Source organism: Gilliamella sp. X-23, from assembly GCF_057063545.1.
This window is the reverse complement of the sequence record NZ_JBXSQG010000002.1, coordinates 202147-219722: the sequence shown is the minus strand read 5'-3', so window position 1 is coordinate 219722 and position 17576 is coordinate 202147. Positions and strand designations below refer to the sequence as shown.

The window sequence follows — 17576 nt, the reverse complement described above, 5'->3', positions numbered from 1 at the left end:
TATAGTTTGACTCCTTATGGTAACTAATTATTTACGGGTGGATATACATAGCCACTGTCAAAACCAATTGGTAGACCTAAGAACCAAAAGAGCAATAAGTTTACCGTTAATGCAATAAGTAGTGCGGCGGTATAAGGAATCATCATCGAACTTAATGTGCCTACACCGGTGTTTTTACAGTATTGCTGGCAATAAGCAATAATCAAAGGATAAAAAGCAAACATTGGTGTACTAACATTAACTGCCGAGCTGATACGATAAGCCGCTTGTGTTAATTCTGGTGAGATGCCAACTGACATAAGCATTGGTACAAAAATCGGTGCTAATATGGCCCATTTAGATGATGCAGAGGTAATTAACACATTTAACATGCTCGTTAGAATTATCACTCCAAAGATTGTGACAACTGAAGGCAGATGTAGCGCTTTTAAAAACTCAGCACCACCAATCGCAATTAATGTTCCAATTTGTGAATGAGAAAAGACATATAAAAATTGTGCACAAAAGAACGCAAAAACAATAAATGGAATAAGAGATTTTGTGATGTTCTCCATCGCTTTTACAATATCGCGCGAAGATTTAAATGCTCCGGTTATAAAACCGTGTATTAATCCCGGAATGGCAAAAAATACAAACAATAGTGGCACAATAATTTGCATAATTGGAGCTTTATTGCTTGTCATACTTCCATCAGGAGCACGTAATAAAGAGTTTTCTGGTAATAATAATAAAACCAAACCAATAGCAATCGCTAAAAAGACAATTGAAGCGACTTTAAATGCTCGGTTCTCAACCGGTGTGATTTCTGGCGAATTGGTAATATTATCTAACTTTAAATCATTATTTAAAGGCATGGTTGCATTTAAACGAGGTTCGACGATTTTATCGGTAACAAACCAGCAAGCTAATAATACAAAAAAGGTACCGCCAAAGCTCAAAAAGTAGTTACAAAGCACGTTGACTTGATAAGAGGGATCGATAATTTGTGCAGCACTTTGGGTAAAGCCTTGCATAATTGGATCGATAATTGATGGCGTATAACTTGAGCTAAACCCACCAGCTAAGCCTGCAAATGAAGCTGCAATCCCCGCTAGTGGATGACGTCCAATTGCATAAAACATCATCGCTGATACAGGCATTAAAATCACATAAGCTGAATCAGCAGCAATATGGCAAACCATACTGACAAAAATAACTGAAGGTGTCACTAATTTTTTAGGGGTGATAGCCAATAATTTTTTAAGTAGTACATGGATATAACCACTACTTTCAGCAATACCAATACCTAATGTTGCTACAATAGTAATGCCAAGTGGTGGGAACGAGACAAAATTAGGCACCATCTTGGTAAAAAAAGTGACCAAATGATCGGGAGCCAGCATATTGACAACAACAAGTTTATTTTGCGTAACAGGATTAATGTAATTAAAGTTTACAAAAGAGAGTAATAAAGAAGCTACAAAACAGATAATTAAGGCATAAAAAAACAGTGTTGTTACATCGGGAATTTTGTTGCCAATTCGTTCAATAGTATTTAGAAAGCCACCCGTTCTTATTGGTGACGGATTAGTTGTTTGATTCATAATAAAATTAGTGTAAATATTATTCGTAAAAACAATGTAGCATAGATCGATCATGCAGGCAAACATGGCTTTTAGCTATTGTTTTGTGCTGGTTGTCACTTAACTTGCAACTTTTTTATATTATTTTTATTTATATGATCACGCAATTTTGAATTTTCTTTGATGTGCATAATATTTAATATTTTGATAGTGTAAAAATCAAACTATCGATCGTACTTGTTCTACGTAATTTTAATTAATTATCAAAAAACGCGGTTAATAAAAGATTTTAATACAAGATTGCATAAAAAAAATTATTAGTATATTGTGATGAATATTAATTCACAAAAATAGAATAAACATTCATTTTAATTGTAAGTGAAATCTGAAAGGATAATATATGCAATGGGAGCTTAATTATGGTTTTTGATATTGATTTAATTAAACGAATTTACCAAAGTTATCCACAAAAGATTGAGCTGATCCGCCAAAAAATTGGAAAACCGTTAACCTTAACGGAAAAAATCCTTTATGCACATCTAGCCGAAGGTGAAGAGATTAAGGTTTATAAACGGGGGGAGGACTATGTTAATTTTTCACCCGATCGCGTTGCTATGCAAGATGCAACTGCCCAAATGGCGCTTTTACAGCTAATGAATTCAGGTCGTAATAGCGTTGCTGTACCCTCAACAGTGCATTGTGATCACCTTATTCAAGCCTATAAAAATGCTCATGATGATTTAATTGTTGCAGAAAGTAATAATCAAGAAGTTTATCAATTTCTACGTGATGTATCGAATAAATATGGTATTGGGTTTTGGAAGCCCGATGCAGGTATTATTCATCAAGTCGTACTTGAAAATTATGCATTCCCCGGAGGTATGATGATTGGCACTGATTCACATACGCCAAATGCTGGTGGACTTTCAATGCTCGCAATAGGGGTTGGTGGTGCAGATGCTGTTGATGTTATGGCTGGTATGCCTTGGGAATTGAAAATGCCAAAAATCATTGGCGTAAAATTGATTGGTAATCTATCAGGTTGGGTATCACCAAAAGATATTATTTTAAAACTAGCAGGAATTTTAACGGTTAAAGGCGGCACCAATTCCGTGATTGAATATTTTGGTGAAGGGACTTCAACTTTATCAGCAACAGGAAAAGCAACTATCTGTAATATGGGGGCAGAAGTCGGAGCAACAACATCAATATTCCCTTATAGTAAAAAGTCGGCTGATTATTTAACGATGACAGGACGCCAAAAAGTGGTTGATTTAGCAAATATGTTAACGGACTGTTTCAATCCTGATGAGGCTGTTTTAGTACAACCAGAAACATACTATGATCAAGTAATAGAAATTAATCTATCTGAATTGGAGCCTTATGTTAATGGGCCCTTTACACCTGATTTAGCTTATCCTATTTCACAACTTGCTACTGCTATCAAAGAGCATAATTACCCTGATAACATGGAGGTAGGCTTGATTGGTTCATGTACTAACTCTTCTTATCAGGACTTGATGCGTGCGGCTTCAGTGATTGATAATGCAAATCAATTAGGACTAAAGGTAAAAGCAAAATTAATCATTAACCCTGGCTCAAAACAAGTGAAATACACCTCAAAGAAAGATGGCATTTTAAGTCGCTTTGAACAAGCTGGTGCAGCTATTATGGCTAATGCTTGTGGACCTTGTATTGGGCAATGGCGCCGTGATGAAGTTGCTGATGAACATAAAAATTCGATTGTGACATCTTTTAATCGTAACTTTGTTAAACGTAATGATGGTAGCCCAAATACTTATGCATTTATATGCTCTCCTGAAATTGTAACTGCATTATCGATTGCAGGTAAACTCAGCTTTAATCCACTCACTGATAGTTTAATCAATGATAAAGGCCAGAAAGTGAAATTATCTGAACCAGTAGGGGATGAGTTGCCTAAGCAAGGGTTTGTTGTTGATGATGCTGGTTATATAGCACCCATTGCCAATGGCAGTGCGGTTGAAGTTCATATTTCAAGTCACTCAGAGCGGCTACAACAACTTTCACCTTTTTTACCTTGGGATGGAAAAGACATTACTTCACAACCCTTACTCATTAAAGCAACGGGTAAATGTACTACCGATCATATTTCAATGGCGGGTAAATGGCTAAAATTTCGAGGACATCTAGATAATATTTCTAATAATATGTTAATTGGTGCAGTTAATGCCTTTAATCAAAAAACCAACTCAGTTTTAGATCCGCAAACAGGTAATTATGTTGAAGTACCCATATTAGCTCGTCAGTTAAAAGCTCAAGGACTAGGCTCAATTGTTGTAGCTGAAGAAAATTATGGTGAAGGCTCATCACGGGAACATGCCGCAATGGAGCCTCGCTTTTTAAATGTTAAAGCCATTGTGGTTAAATCATTTGCACGAATTCATGAAACGAATCTTAAAAAACAAGGAATGTTAGCTTTAACATTTGTTAATAAAGACGATTATGACAAAATTCGTGAGGATGACAAAATTAGCATTATTGGGTTAGTAGATTTCGCACCAGATAAAGAGCTGACAATGATACTTCATCATCAAGATGGAAGCACGGACTCTTTTGCTGTTGCACACACTTATAATCAATCTCAAATAGAATGGTTTAAAGCAGGTAGTGCTTTAAATAAGTTGAAGGAAGGATTTAACTAACTGAAAAAAGAGGGGGAAGATGCAATATGAATCAGCAAGTTTCAATTGAAAATGGACAATTAATTGTCCCAAATCATCCAACTATTCCTTTTATTGAAGGCGATGGTGTGGGTAAAGAGATTTGGAATGCTGCTCGAACAATTTTTGATAAAGCGATTGAAAAAGCTTATCAAAATAAACGCAGCATTAAATGGCAAGAAGTACTTGCTGGTGAAAAGTCATTCAACTTGAATGGTGCATGGTTACCGGAAGAAACTATGAATGCTTTTAAACAATATCTTATTGGTATCAAAGGTCCTTTAACTACGCCTGTGGGGGATGGGATTCGTTCACTCAATGTTGCTCTTCGCCAAGAGTTAGATCTTTATGTATGTTTGCGTCCTGTTCGTTGGTTCAAAGGGGTGGAATCGCCAATAAAACATCCCGAAAAAGTAAGCATGACTATTTTTCGAGAAAATACTGAAGATATTTATGCTGGTATTGAATGGCTACAAGGCACACAGGAAGCTGAAAAATTTTACCAATTTTTATCACAACAAATGGGCGTTAGTAAAGTTCGTTTTCCTAAAACTTCGTCATTTGGTGTCAAACCTGTTTCAATTGAAGGATCAGAACGTTTAATTAGAGCTGCAATTAAATATGCTCTTCACCATAAATTACCCTCTGTTACCCTAGTACATAAAGGTAATATTATGAAGTTTACAGAGGGGGGATTTAAACAGTGGGGATATGCACTAGCAGAGAAAGAATTTACTGATGCTGTTTTTACTATGAATCAATATGCAAAAATCCAAAAAACGGCTGGCACATCAGCGGCAGAACAAGCATTAAAGAACGCTCAATCTTCGTCAAAATTAATTATTAAAGATGTGATTTGTGATGCATTTTTACAAAATACTTTGTTAAAACCAGAAGATTATTCTGTTGTTGCAACGTTAAACCTTAATGGTGATTATGTTTCAGATCAACTTGCTGCGATGGTCGGGGGCATTGGTATTGCACCTGGCGCGAATATTAACTATCTGACAGGTCATGCTATTTTTGAAGCAACACATGGCACAGCTCCTGATATTGCAGGAAAAAATCAAGCAAATCCATCATCATTATTGCTATCAGGTGTGATGATGTTTGATTATCTTGGTTGGTATGAAGTTGGACAATTAATTACCCATGCAATGCAAAGCTTATTTCAAGAAGGTAAGGCAACAGCCGATTTAGCTCGTTTTATGAAAAATGGGCAATCGTTATCTACAACTGAATTTACTCAAGCAGTAATCGATAATTTATAGCAAAAGAGGAAATAATAAATGAAAGAAAAGTATTTAGTTTATAAATTATCAGAAACGATTAAAAACACTAGTAAAATTGAATCACAATTATTTGAAACTTTTAATGTAAAACGTGGGTTACGTAACGCTGATCACACTGGCGTATTAGTTGGTTTAACCAAAATTGGAGATGTGCTAGGTTATGAACATTTAGAAGGTGGTTCATTAAAACCTATTCCAGGAAAATTATTATATCGAGGCATTGATATTGAAGATCTTGTACATAATGCACAAAAAGAGCAACGAACAGGATTTGAAGAAACGATCTATCTACTATTATCAGGTTCTTTACCCGATAAAGAAGAGTTATACGATTTTTCACGATTACTTTGTGAATCAATGGCACTGGAAAAGCAAACTAAGATTGCTATCATGGAACTTGAAGGTCATGATGTGATGAATATTTTAGCAAGAACAGTGCTTGAAATGTATACTTATGATTCTAAAGCTGATGATACATCTCGTGATAATTTAATGCGGCAATCCATAGATCTCATTGCAAAATTTCCTGCCATTATTGCCTATGCTTATAATATGTTAAGTCACAGCGCTAAAGGTAAATCATTACATATCCGCCACCCAAATGAGGATTTTTCCATTGCTGAAAACTTTTTATATATGATGAAAGGATCTGAAGGATATACAGAACTTGATGTGCGAGTGCTGGATTTGGCAATGATTATCCATGCAGAACACGGTGGCGGAAATAATTCAACATTTACGGTACGAGTGACTAGCTCTACAGGCACTGATACTTACTCATCAATTGCGGCAGGTATTGGATCGTTAAAAGGTCCATTACACGGTGGTGCTAATTTACAAGTAGGTAAAATGCTTAAGCACCTAGCTAAAGAAATTAAAAATTGGAGTGATGTAAATGAAATTGATGCCTATTTACAACGTATTTTAAATAAAGATGTATTTGATAAAAAGGGTCTAATTTATGGTATTGGGCATGCGGTTTATACGGTATCAGATCCAAGAGCTGTGTTGCTCAAAGAAATGGCGTATGAACTAGCCAAAGAAAAAGGGCGAGAAAAAGAGTATAATTTTTTAAATTTGCTTGAAGAACGCGCTATCCATGCTATTTTGAATCGAAAAAATGCCAGAACAAAAAAACAAGTTTGCGCTAATGTCGATTTCTATTCTGGCTTTGTTTATGACATGATTGGCTTGCCTCGAGAGGTCTATACGCCATTATTTGCAATGTCACGTATTGTTGGTTGGTGTGCTCATCGAATTGAAGAGCTTAATTTTGATGATCGCCGAATTATTCGCCCTGCTTATAAAAATATTGGTCAATTCATGCCGTTTATTCCATTAAAAGATCGTTAAACTTATCATCCGTCAGTATTATGCTGGCGGCATCAATAAAAACCATTATTTCTTGAAAAAAGCATGGTGATTTAAAGTAATAGTTTGTAGACTATGCTTCCTTATCAGTTTTCAGCTGTATACTTTTTATATAAATTGGATATGAATCTTTTAAAATCTTTAGCCACTGTAAGTTCAATGACGATGGTTTCTCGCGTATTAGGTTTTGTGCGTGATGCTATTATTGCGCGTTTTTTTGGCGCTGGCATGGCGACCGATGCTTTTTTTGTGGCCTTTAAACTTCCTAATTTACTACGGCGTATTTTTGCTGAAGGTGCTTTTTCGCAAGCCTTTGTGCCTATTTTAGCGGAATATAAAAATCAGCAAGGTATTGAGGCAACTCGTACCTTTGTTGCTTATATTGCAGGATTATTAACGCTAGTATTAGCTATTGTGACCTTAATTGGGGTTGTCACTGCACCTTTTATCATTATGCTAACTGCACCAGGATTTATGCAAGAATCAACCGAAAAATTTGAACTTGCAACGACGATGTTGCGTATAACCTTTCCTTATATCTTTTTTATATCACTGGCTTCACTTGTTGGCGCTATACTCAACACGTGGAATCGTTTCTCGGTTCCCGCTTTTGTGCCAACACTACTCAATGTGAGTATGATTATATTCACGCTATTTTTAACACCTTACTTTAACCCTTCCGTATTAGCACTTGCCGTGTCGGTTGGAGTTGGCGGGATTTTGCAATTATTCTATCAGCTACCTTATTTAAAAAAGATTGGCATGCTAGTATTGCCCCGTATTAATCTTAAAGATAGTGGTGTTTGGCGCGTTTTAAAACAGATGGGGCCGGCAATTTTAGGGGTATCTGTTGGACAAATATCATTAATTATTAATACAATTTTTGCATCATTTCTCGTTTCTGGCTCGGTTTCGTGGATGTATTATGCGGATCGATTAATGGAATTTCCTGCCGGTGTGCTTGGTGTGGCATTAGGTACCATATTATTGCCATCGTTAGCCAAAAGCTTTTCTAAAGGCGACCATAAACAATATTCAGAGTTGTTAGATTGGGGATTACGCCTCTGCTTTTTATTGGCCTTACCAAGCACGATTGCATTGGGCGTTATTTCTCGCCCACTTATATCAACTTTATTTGAATATGGTCAATTTACCTTAAATGATACATTGATGACACAGCGAGCTTTAGTTGCTTACTCTATCGGTCTACTTGGATTGATTTTAATTAAAGTGTTAGCACCCGCATTTTATTCGCGTCAGGACATTAAAACCCCCGTCAAAATTGCAATTGTCACCTTAATTTTAACACAGCTAATGAATCTCGTTTTTATTGGGCCATTACAGCATGCAGGCCTTTCACTATCCATTGGTTTAGCCGCTTGCTTTAATGCTGGATTATTGTATTGGCAATTACGTAAAAAACAACTTTATCAACCGCAATCCGGTTGGTATGGATTTTTAATCAAAATCATCATAGCGGTAATTTTAATGTCTGCGGCATTATGGTTTGGTTCACACTTATTACCTGACTGGTCAACAGGTTCAATGTTGGTTCGTATTGGGAGATTGTTTGTATTGGTAATTGTTGGAATCGTTGTCTATTTTGCGTCGTTGATTGCTATGGGATTTAAGATCAAACACTTTATTAAACGAATTGATTAACAACAAACAATAATTAAAATTTTGTTAAAAATTTTAGATAACAGGAACGTTTAGGTAAAATTAATAAGGAAATAAGATGAATAAAGTGTCTTTTTTTACTCTCCCCATTATTGGTGGTGTAGTTTATTTTTTATTGAGTTGTTTTTTTTTAGACGTATTTCGGTTACTAGATTTTGATATTTCAATTTATTTCTATCAAAATAAATTTGTAGATACATTATGGTTTTTTGGCCTGTTGTCGCTTGTTCTTCATTACGCTAATGTTCATATTGTTAATAAAATCAATGTAATATTATTGATTTTTATGATGATAATATTTTCAATAATTGCTGCATTTATTCAACAAAGTATAATTATTTATTTCTACGAGCTATCTATTTAATAAAACTTTACAAATTTTCAACAAAAAAAAATAGCGCATTATTAATCAACAGGATATGATTCAGGCACTTTAAAATAAAGCAGTGCTCATTAATTGAGCTGTTTTTATTTAAATTTGAATAAAAACATAAATTTAATTGACTGGATAATCGAAATGCGTTACCATGACTATCATATCTGGCATCTTGCTTGCCAAACCTACGCCCTAAATCTTTTTTATTTTCACTATAGTCAAAATCAGACTCTTTTCTTATTTTTATCACCGAAGTTATCGAAATCATCACGTTTAGTAAAGTCGTCGGATATATCGGTGTTTTTTTTGTGGAGGTTGAGTTTTTTACCTTTTTCATTTTTCTTCTCTAACCTATCTAATTTATTTAGGTTATCTAAATCACATAACTTATTTAAATCAACTAAATTCTCGCTGTTCTTTGCACCACTGCTTTTATTATCATACACGCAAGGTTCTCAGGCATTAACATCGCATACATCAAGGAAAATTGAGGGTGACGCGCCGTATTTAACGTTTGATGGTGGACTAACTAAAGTGACTTCGACGGATAATCTATTAGCTATTGAGTTGCCGGATGGTAGAACCCTCAAGCCATCAACTAACACATCAAGTTCGAGAAATCCGATAAAGCTAGTCAATGGAACTACTTTTAATGATATACACATGGTGGTGCCATTATCGGTAAATACAGTCAGTTTAAATGACTTAATTACTCAAGGTAATTGGGGAGATGACGATGGGGATGGTCAGGGTACTAATGGTGTTACTGCGACGGGAAGTGTATCGGTGAGTTTTACTGATGCGGATAATAATACTGTAAGTCGTAGTGAAGCATTAGATATTTGTAAGGTTCCTTATAAGATGACATTAAGTAGTACAGGAGGAGGTTTACAAACAAAGTACGGGTTACCTAATACAAGAAATTTTAGTAGTCAAACAGTGACGTATTATATTAATCCGTATGGTGGTACTCGTATTTGTTTTGTCAGGCCGAATACTAATGGTTCTGTCTTCAAACCCTCTAGCATGGTTCCTAATAAGGGATTTTTAGTTCAGTCAACAAGTTCGTCATCTTACGGCCTTAATTTTCCAACAATGGGGGGGGATGGTTTGTATTTTGATTTACTCATAGCTGGGGTTGATGCCAGTCAGTTGACATGGCCTTCAGTCTCGCGTGGAGGGATAACAGCTACGGTGAGTTGGAGACTGCCAAAACAAGGTGAGGAAGAGGATGCGTGGATTTATGAGGATGATGATAGATCTAGTTATGTAACGCGAGTAACCTTAACGGGACCTAAGGCAAGTGATGCTCAAATGCAGTCAGATAATCCTAGCCCTTTAACCGTGCCATCTTTGCCGCAGACATTTGAGTTGGTGGGTAGAGATAGTAGTGGGAATGAGGTGAGGTATGGATTTGTGTTGAGACAGTGGTTTGTCCATCGAGGTACTAAACAGGATTATTGGTCTAACCAAATATCTTGGTGTGGTCGTTTGGGTTATCGTGCGCCAAAGCTCAAGGAGTTAACTAACGCGAAGTGTGGTTCAGATAATCGGTTCCCATGTTATGATGGCATAGATGGTGCCACGCCGTCGTCAAATACATGGTATAACACGCGTTATATAGGCGCAGGATTTTTCACGGAGTGGGGCGACTTAGGCCATTATTACATTGACGGGGGCTCCAACTTTATAGGCTTCTGGGACTCCAGCTGGACAAGCGACGCTACAGATAGCGGTGTCTACTTTGTTGTCTATGGCGGTGATGTCCGCATTAGAGATGGGTCGTACCGCGAGCACATTTATTGCACCACACCTTAGCTTTTATTTCTTAGCCCTTAATCCTTAGGCCGTGGAGGGGGGGGAGATGGTGCAAACAGAGGATAATTTATTAAAGAACAGCGCCCTAGCGTAGTTGGGGCGCTTTATTGGGAGTGCGGTTGTTGTGGTTTAAATTCGAAGTTTATTTTGTTCAACAAAGCTAATACGTCCGAAACCACTGCACCCAATCAATTATAATCACAAAAAAGTATTGATTTATTAAAGTTTTTTGGTGAAATAGCTTGTCAAAAACTTTAATAAAATCAATATCTTTCCTGACCGATTTTTATGAACCCCCATCCCTCTACATCGTTATAATAAATGAACACCAATTAGCTATTTTATTATTACCTAAGGCGCTTATTTAGGCTATTATTCGCTAAAAAATCACAGATCTCTTGTTGTGATTTGAGTGTTCGAATATTTTGTAGAACTTCTGCTGCTTGAGCATAGTGCTGCTTTAAGTAAGCAAGCCACTGTTTGATGCGTGCAGAATGATAAAGCGGTTTAACGTCATCAATGGAGGATGTCGCATAGTGGATTAAAATTTTCATCACTTGTTGCCAACTGAATGCTGATTGTTCAGTTTGAATCATATTGGCTAAGTTAGGAATCGTTAAAATACCACGCCCTAGCATAATGTCGTTAGTTTGGCTTTGGTTTATGCAATTTTTTGCATCCTCAATAGAAAAAATTTCACCATTAGCAATAACGGGTATGTTTAGATGTCGCTTGATTTGACCTATTGTTTGCCAATCTATTTTTTCGGCTTTATAGCCGTCTTCTTTGGTTCTGCCATGAATAGCAATTTCATTGGCACCGGCAAGTTCAATGGCGCTGGCGATGTCGTGACAATGTGATTTATTATCCCATCCTAAGCGAATTTTGACTGATAATCTATGCGTTGCCCCAATTGCTTGTCTTACTTGGCTAACAATATTAAATATCTGCTTGGGATATTGTAATAAATAAGCGCCTCCGTGACTGCCAACGACTGTTTTGGCTGGGCAACCAAAATTGATATCGATACCATAAGAGCCTAATTCAATAGCTTTAACTGCATTTTCCGCCATCCATTCTGGCGACTGGCCAAGAATTTGCACGCGAACTGGCGTGCCAGATTTAGTTTTTCCGTTATGGTAAAGCTCAGGACATAGGCGATAAAAGGTTCGATTAGATAATTTATGATGGGTTACTCTAATAAATTCAGTCACACAATAATCAAATTGGTTAATTGAAGTTAAAAGTTGTCTGACTTGATAATCAAGCACACCCTCCATGGGCGCTAAAATAATGCGATTAATTTTCATTGAGAAACCTGATTAGTATGACTATTTCCACAAATGCGACAGTTAAGTTGTTTGGTAAATTTAACTTGGTTAAATTCCATTGTCATTGTATCAATCATTAATACACGACCAATTAATGGTTTTCCATATTGGGTTAGCACTTTGATGGCTTCTAAGGCTTGCATGGTGCCAAACATGCCAACAAGTGGTGCCATGACACCCGCTTCAACACAAGTGAGTTGATCTTGACCAAATAAGCGGCTCAAACAGTGATAACAAGGTTCATCAGGCTGATAAGTAAATACGCTTAATAATCCCTCCATACGGATTGCTGCTCCAGAAACTAGTGGTTTTTTTACATGAAAACAACAACGGTTAATTTGCTCTCGTGTCACTAAGTTATCAGTACAGTCGATGACAATATTATGCTGTTTGATAAGCGCAATGAGCTTGTCATCGTCAAGTTGCTGATGCACTGTTTCAATTAACGTATTGGCATTGATATTGGTTAAGGCTTTTTTTGCAACCTCGACTTTGTATTGATTGATAGCTCTTTCGGTATATAAGATTTGTCGATTTAAGTTGGATTTTGATATGGTATCAAAATCAACTAACGTTAATTTACCTAAACCTGATGCTGCCAAATAGAGCGATGCCGCACAGCCGAGTCCACCTAAACCGATGATCAGTGCTGAACTGTTTTTTAATATTTGTTGTTTATCAATATCAAAACCACGCAATGTGATTTGTCTATCATAACGAAACAGTTCTTGATCAGTCAGTTCTTGCATAGTGGGTGTTTATTGTGGTTAATTATGAAGAAGCATTATAACAGAAACTTGGCACAACAATGTGCCAAGCCATTAAGATTATTTGTCAAAGCCAGACAGGAATGTTAAATATTCTTCTTTGGTCATGAGTGGTTTATATTCTGACATCAGTGTTTGTGCTGGTTTTGCGTCGTCATAAAGTAAATCGATAATTGTACAGGCCATCATTTGCGCAGGACGGATGTAAGCCATATCTTCATCAAATACGGTATAATCTTTACCATGTAAAACACCTCGAACCGAACCAATCCATGGGTGGCTAACAGGCATAATATGGGATAGATCGCCAGTATCCGTGCTTCCTGTCATATGAGGGGCAACTGAAACATTTTCTTCACCAATTAACTCTTCGGCATTACGTTTTAAAAGCTCGTTAAGCGTTGAGTTGTTATTTAATGGTAGATAGCCAGGCAAGTCCTTAATTTCACAGGTGGCACCAACTGCCATAGCGCCTGCTTTTAGTGCTTGATTAATTCGTTCATTGGCATCAATCATGGCGGGCACATTGCCTGCTCGTACATAGCTTTCCATTCTTACATCGCTTGGAATCACATTAACTAAATCACCACCTTGGGTAATAATCGGGTGGAATCTAATATAGTCTTTTTCTTGAAATGTTTCGCGAATAGCATGCACCCCCATCATTCCCATCATTGCTGCATTTAAAGCATTGACACCCGCATGTGGTGCAGCCGCCGCGTGTGACGCTTCGCCTTTATATTTAATCAGTTTACCGATAAAACCATTACTGGTGGTTGATATTTCGATAAAACCATCTTGGCGGTCATTGGGTACGCTAGTTAAGTGTATTTGTAGTGCCATATCAACATCGTCAAATTCACCCCGCGAAATTAGTTCTGGTTTGCCACCAATATATTTGATTTTACCTTCTTCAATTAAGCGATTTCGATAAGTGATTTCAACATATTCTTCAGCAGGCACCGCAAAAGGTACGACATCGCCCGCTAAAAATTGCATAGCCCCTGCATCAATTAATCCCATCGTGACTGCCATCATATTGGCAATTTGCGCATTATGCCCACAACAGTGCGCAGCGCCAGATGTTTCGTCAGCAGCAGGGTGATCTGCACAAATAATGGCATCAAGTTCACCAATAACAGCAATGCTGTACTGACTACCTTTTCCGCCTTTTAAGCGACCTTTTACGCCAGTTATAGCCAATTTATTTTTAAATGGTACACCTAATTTTTCAAAGGTTTCTTCGACTTTTTTAGCGGTTTTGTGTTCTTTATAACCAAGTTCTGGTTCTGCCCAAATTGACTGAGCAATCGCTTTGATGTCAGCTTTTCGGTTTGCTATTGCGTTACAAACCTTTTTTTTAAGTTCTTCTTTTGTCATACGTTAAATCCTAATTCAAATTAGATGACACCTTCCCAATGCAAGGTGATTTGTGCAATGATTGCTGCAAAAATAAAGGTACCTGAAAACACGGCTAACGAAACAGGGATGATTCGCCAAGAGATACTTTTAAATAATGCTAAATCTTTGCCAATAGCTAGTCCTGCATAAGCAAGTACTGGGGTACAAACAGCCAATAAAGAAACCTGATCAGTCATTGAAACAACTTGTTCGTGATAAGGAAAGATTGGTGATGAAGCCACTGCGGCTACGACTGATACCCATAAAATAACTGGAAATTTGTTTAATAGTGGAATTTTACCAACAAAATAGCCGGCTATTGATATAGCAACTAAGATTGATAATGCTTGTAGTGACAGCATAAAATCAATTTTGTAACCTACAGTATTGCCGGCAGCCATAATAATGGCAACTAAGATCAGTAAAAATATTGTTTCTAGGCATTTCATGATAGCGTTCCTTCTTTGTTACGTCGTAAGCGGGCAAAAAGATTATATAAGAAAGAGGCAAAAGGTAATGAAAATAGCGTATAAATATAAATTCCAACAATACTCGACATTAGGTTTGCGGTTGTTGCATAGGCTTTGATTTCGCTAGCCATTTCAGGATAAAGGTCACTGATTGGTGCAAGTGATGCCGCCATCATACTACCACTTCCGACTCCAGCTCCCATCGCTAACGCATAAGGATGAAGGATATCTAATTTTGCCATTACACTAGCAAGTATGCTCATCCAAATAGCACCATAAAGTGTGCCACAAACATACATCGCCATAACGCCTCGACCTTCAGCAGAATCTAATCCATATTTATCGGCAACGATCGCGATATTGGGTTCGCGAGCAACTGAATACGTTGCGCCCACCGCTTCACGTTTCATGCCTAATATCATTGCCAGTGGTAAACCTAATAAAATCGTGCCGGCAAAATGCCCCAACTCTTGAAAAATTAAGGCTAACTTCGCATCTTTTAGAATCATATCAATTTTAGGACCAACCGAAACGCCAAGCTTGGCAACAAGCAGCATTAAAGTGACTATCATGATAGCACTAGCATGATTCATATTTTTTAGTTTTAATATTTTTAATTTGGGCAGGCTAATTATTCCGCCAATAATCATGGCGTATAACATCGGGTATACTGAGATAGTCCAGATCGATTGTTTACCGATGAACTCACATACTAAAACAACGGCTAGTGCAAGAGCATGCACTCTGTAGTCTTTTAAAATTTCCATCCTTATGGCCTCATAGAATATTTTATTGTTAATAAAATTAGTTATGGTCACTAAAATTATAATCAACAATTATCATTGCGCATTTAATATACACAACCTAATTTACTTACGTCAACAAACAAGTTCCATCAATTACGCGTTAGTAAACAATATGGTAATGACAACACAAAATATTTAAACAATTAAAGAAGAAATCTCAATAAATACCTTTATAAGGGGTTTATTTGTTTTATAATAAACGCTATTTTTAAAGATTGATACTTAAACAGGATATTTTATGCGTTCAATTTATTGCGGTCAGTTAACGGCATCTCATATTAATCAAGAAGTAACATTGTGTGGATGGGTCAATAAACGTCGAGATTTAGGCGGTATGATTTTTATTGATATGCGCGATCGTGAAGGCATTGTTCAGGTGTTTTTCGACCCTGATTATCAACAAGCGTATCAACTTGCTGGTGAGTTACGTAATGAATTTTGTATTCAGATCAAAGGGAAAGTGAGAGCTCGACCTGAAGGTCAAATCAACAAAGAGATGGCAACTGGCGAGGTTGAAATTTTGGCCACTGAACTGACTATATTTAACCGTAGCGATGTTTTACCTCTTGATTTCAATCAAAACAATAGTGAAGAACAGCGTTTAAAATATCGTTATATTGATTTACGTCGCCCTGAAATGGCAACGATTTTTAAAACTCGAGCCAAAATTACTGTGTTTGTTCGTTCATTTATGAACGAGCATGGTTTTTTAGATATTGAAACCCCAATGTTAACCAAAGCAACACCTGAAGGGGCTCGAGACTATTTAGTACCAAGCCGAATTCATAAAGGTGAATTTTATGCCCTTCCACAATCGCCACAGTTATTTAAGCAATTGCTGATGATGTCAGGATTTGATCGCTATTATCAAATTGTAAAATGTTTTCGAGATGAAGATTTGAGAGCCGATCGTCAACCTGAATTTACTCAAATCGATGTTGAAACTTCATTTATGACAGCCGAACAAGTGCGTGAGGTTATGGAACAAATGATTCGTGAACTTTGGTTGCATGTTAAGAATGTCGATTTAGGCAAGTTCCCTATCATGACTTTTGCTGAGGCGATGCGTCGTTTTGGTAGCGATAAACCCGATTTACGAAATCCGCTCGAAATTATTGATGTGGCTGATATTGTTAAAGATGTTGATTTTAAAGTGTTTTCAACTCCAGCCAATGATCCTAAAGGTCGCGTAGCTTTACTTTGTGTACCAAATGGCACTCAATTAACTCGCAAGCAGTTAGATGAATATACACAATTCATTTCGGTTTATGGTGCTAAAGGTATGGCATGGATTAAGGTTAATGAACGTCATAAAGGGCTAGAAGGCGTACAAAGTCCTATAGCAAAATTCTTTAATGAATCACAAATGGAAGCCCTACTTAATCGAGCCAATGCTAAAGATGGCGATATTCTATTATTTGGTGCTGATAGTTATAAAGTTGTGAGTGATGCACTCGGCGCATTACGTTTAAAAGTTGGTAAGGATTTAGGCTTAACTGATGAAAGTAAATGGGCAGTACTTTGGGTTGTTGATTTCCCTATGTTTGAAGAAACCGACGAAGGACTAAGTGCAATGCATCATCCATTTACGTCACCAAAAGACTATACACCAGAAGAACTTATCAAAAATCCAGAAAATGCTGTTGCGAATGCTTATGATATGGTTATAAATGGTTATGAAGTTGGTGGCGGATCGGTTCGTATTCATCGTAGTGAAATGCAGCAAGCGGTTTTTTCAATTTTAGGTATTGATGAGCATGATCAACGTGAAAAATTTGGCTTTTTACTTGATGCATTAAAATATGGCACACCACCACATGCAGGATTAGCATTTGGATTAGATAGATTAAGCATGTTATTAAGTGGAACCGATAATATTCGCGATGTAATAGCATTTCCTAAAACAACCGCTGCCGCATGTTTATTAACCGATGCTCCAAGCCCAGCTAACGCGGCGGCATTAACTGAACTGGGTATTGAAGTAAGTAAAAAATAGCGAT

The 17576-nt window shown here is 37.0% G+C and carries 12 protein-coding genes; 6 read left to right on the top strand and 6 right to left on the bottom strand.

Features of this window, described 5'->3' with window-relative positions; all coding sequences use genetic code 11:
* Positions 1-23: 23 nt before the first annotated feature.
* Positions 24-1583 carry an AbgT family transporter gene (locus ACYH9I_RS02645; protein ID WP_483558691.1) on the bottom strand — a complete coding sequence of 520 codons (1560 nt, stop codon included), beginning with the start codon at positions 1581-1583 and terminating at the stop codon, positions 24-26.
* Positions 1584-1981: 398 nt separating this feature from the next.
* On the opposite strand from ACYH9I_RS02645, the gene ACYH9I_RS02640 reads away from it, so the two are divergent.
* The 5 genes from ACYH9I_RS02640 (at position 1982) to ACYH9I_RS02620 (ending at position 10801) form a co-directional block, all read left to right on the top strand.
* Positions 1982-4246, top strand: coding sequence for an aconitate hydratase (locus ACYH9I_RS02640; protein ID WP_483558689.1), 2265 nt, complete (start codon positions 1982-1984; stop codon positions 4244-4246).
* A gap of 26 nt (positions 4247-4272) precedes the next feature.
* Entirely contained in the window at positions 4273-5535 is a 1263-nt protein-coding gene (icd, locus tag ACYH9I_RS02635) for an NADP-dependent isocitrate dehydrogenase (protein WP_483558687.1), read from the top strand.
* 18 nt (positions 5536-5553) lie between these two features.
* A complete protein-coding gene (locus tag ACYH9I_RS02630; RefSeq protein ID WP_091350729.1) occupies positions 5554-6909 on the top strand; it encodes a citrate synthase in 1356 nt (451 codons plus the stop codon).
* A gap of 141 nt (positions 6910-7050) precedes the next feature.
* Positions 7051-8589 (top strand): murein biosynthesis integral membrane protein MurJ, encoded by a 1539-nt coding sequence (murJ, locus tag ACYH9I_RS02625; RefSeq protein WP_483558685.1) that lies wholly within the window; start codon positions 7051-7053, stop codon positions 8587-8589.
* 535 nt (positions 8590-9124) lie between these two features.
* On the top strand, positions 9125-10801 hold the full coding sequence (locus ACYH9I_RS02620; RefSeq protein ID WP_483558684.1) for a hypothetical protein: 1677 nt from the start codon (positions 9125-9127) through the stop codon (positions 10799-10801).
* 347 nt (positions 10802-11148) lie between these two features.
* Here ACYH9I_RS02620 and dusC read toward each other — a convergent pair whose 3' ends face one another.
* From dusC to ACYH9I_RS02595, 5 genes are all read right to left on the bottom strand, one after another.
* The gene (dusC, locus tag ACYH9I_RS02615; protein WP_483558683.1) at positions 11149-12111 is read right to left on the bottom strand and encodes a tRNA dihydrouridine(16) synthase DusC; all 963 of its coding nucleotides are present in this window, start codon (positions 12109-12111) and stop codon (positions 11149-11151) included.
* Positions 12108-12881, bottom strand: a complete 774-nt coding sequence (locus tag ACYH9I_RS02610) for a molybdopterin-synthase adenylyltransferase MoeB (protein ID WP_483558681.1) — start codon at positions 12879-12881, stop codon at positions 12108-12110. Before ACYH9I_RS02610 ends, dusC begins: the two co-directional genes overlap by 4 nt.
* Positions 12882-12959: 78 nt before the next feature.
* On the bottom strand, positions 12960-14279 hold the full coding sequence (locus tag ACYH9I_RS02605) for an amidohydrolase (protein WP_483558679.1): 1320 nt from the start codon (positions 14277-14279) through the stop codon (positions 12960-12962).
* 20 nt (positions 14280-14299) lie between these two features.
* On the bottom strand, positions 14300-14749 hold the full coding sequence (locus ACYH9I_RS02600; protein WP_483558677.1) for a hypothetical protein: 450 nt from the start codon (positions 14747-14749) through the stop codon (positions 14300-14302).
* Positions 14746-15537 (bottom strand): DUF3100 domain-containing protein, encoded by a 792-nt coding sequence (locus tag ACYH9I_RS02595; RefSeq protein WP_483558676.1) that lies wholly within the window; start codon positions 15535-15537, stop codon positions 14746-14748. Before ACYH9I_RS02595 ends, ACYH9I_RS02600 begins: the two co-directional genes overlap by 4 nt.
* Positions 15538-15814: 277 nt before the next feature.
* Between ACYH9I_RS02595 and aspS the strand changes: the two genes are divergently transcribed.
* Positions 15815-17572: an aspartate--tRNA ligase gene (gene aspS, locus ACYH9I_RS02590; protein WP_483558675.1), complete on the top strand. Its 1758-nt coding sequence runs from the start codon at positions 15815-15817 to the stop codon at positions 17570-17572.
* Positions 17573-17576 lie beyond the last annotated feature (4 nt).

Bases quoted from the DNA above. Each gene is read 5' to 3' on its own strand.
- ACYH9I_RS02645 (WP_483558691.1), bottom strand. From the start codon at position 1,583: ATGAATCAAACAACTAATCCGTCACCAATAAGAACGGGTGGCTTTCTA.
- ACYH9I_RS02640 (WP_483558689.1), top strand. From the start codon at position 1,982: ATGGTTTTTGATATTGATTTAATTAAACGAATTTACCAAAGTTATCCA.
- icd (WP_483558687.1), top strand. From the start codon at position 4,273: ATGAATCAGCAAGTTTCAATTGAAAATGGACAATTAATTGTCCCAAAT.
- ACYH9I_RS02630 (WP_091350729.1), top strand. From the start codon at position 5,554: ATGAAAGAAAAGTATTTAGTTTATAAATTATCAGAAACGATTAAAAAC.
- murJ (WP_483558685.1), top strand. From the start codon at position 7,051: ATGAATCTTTTAAAATCTTTAGCCACTGTAAGTTCAATGACGATGGTT.
- ACYH9I_RS02620 (WP_483558684.1), top strand. From the start codon at position 9,125: ATGCGTTACCATGACTATCATATCTGGCATCTTGCTTGCCAAACCTAC.
- dusC (WP_483558683.1), bottom strand. From the start codon at position 12,111: ATGAAAATTAATCGCATTATTTTAGCGCCCATGGAGGGTGTGCTTGAT.
- ACYH9I_RS02610 (WP_483558681.1), bottom strand. From the start codon at position 12,881: ATGCAAGAACTGACTGATCAAGAACTGTTTCGTTATGATAGACAAATC.
- ACYH9I_RS02605 (WP_483558679.1), bottom strand. From the start codon at position 14,279: ATGACAAAAGAAGAACTTAAAAAAAAGGTTTGTAACGCAATAGCAAAC.
- ACYH9I_RS02600 (WP_483558677.1), bottom strand. From the start codon at position 14,749: ATGAAATGCCTAGAAACAATATTTTTACTGATCTTAGTTGCCATTATT.
- ACYH9I_RS02595 (WP_483558676.1), bottom strand. From the start codon at position 15,537: ATGGAAATTTTAAAAGACTACAGAGTGCATGCTCTTGCACTAGCCGTT.
- aspS (WP_483558675.1), top strand. From the start codon at position 15,815: ATGCGTTCAATTTATTGCGGTCAGTTAACGGCATCTCATATTAATCAA.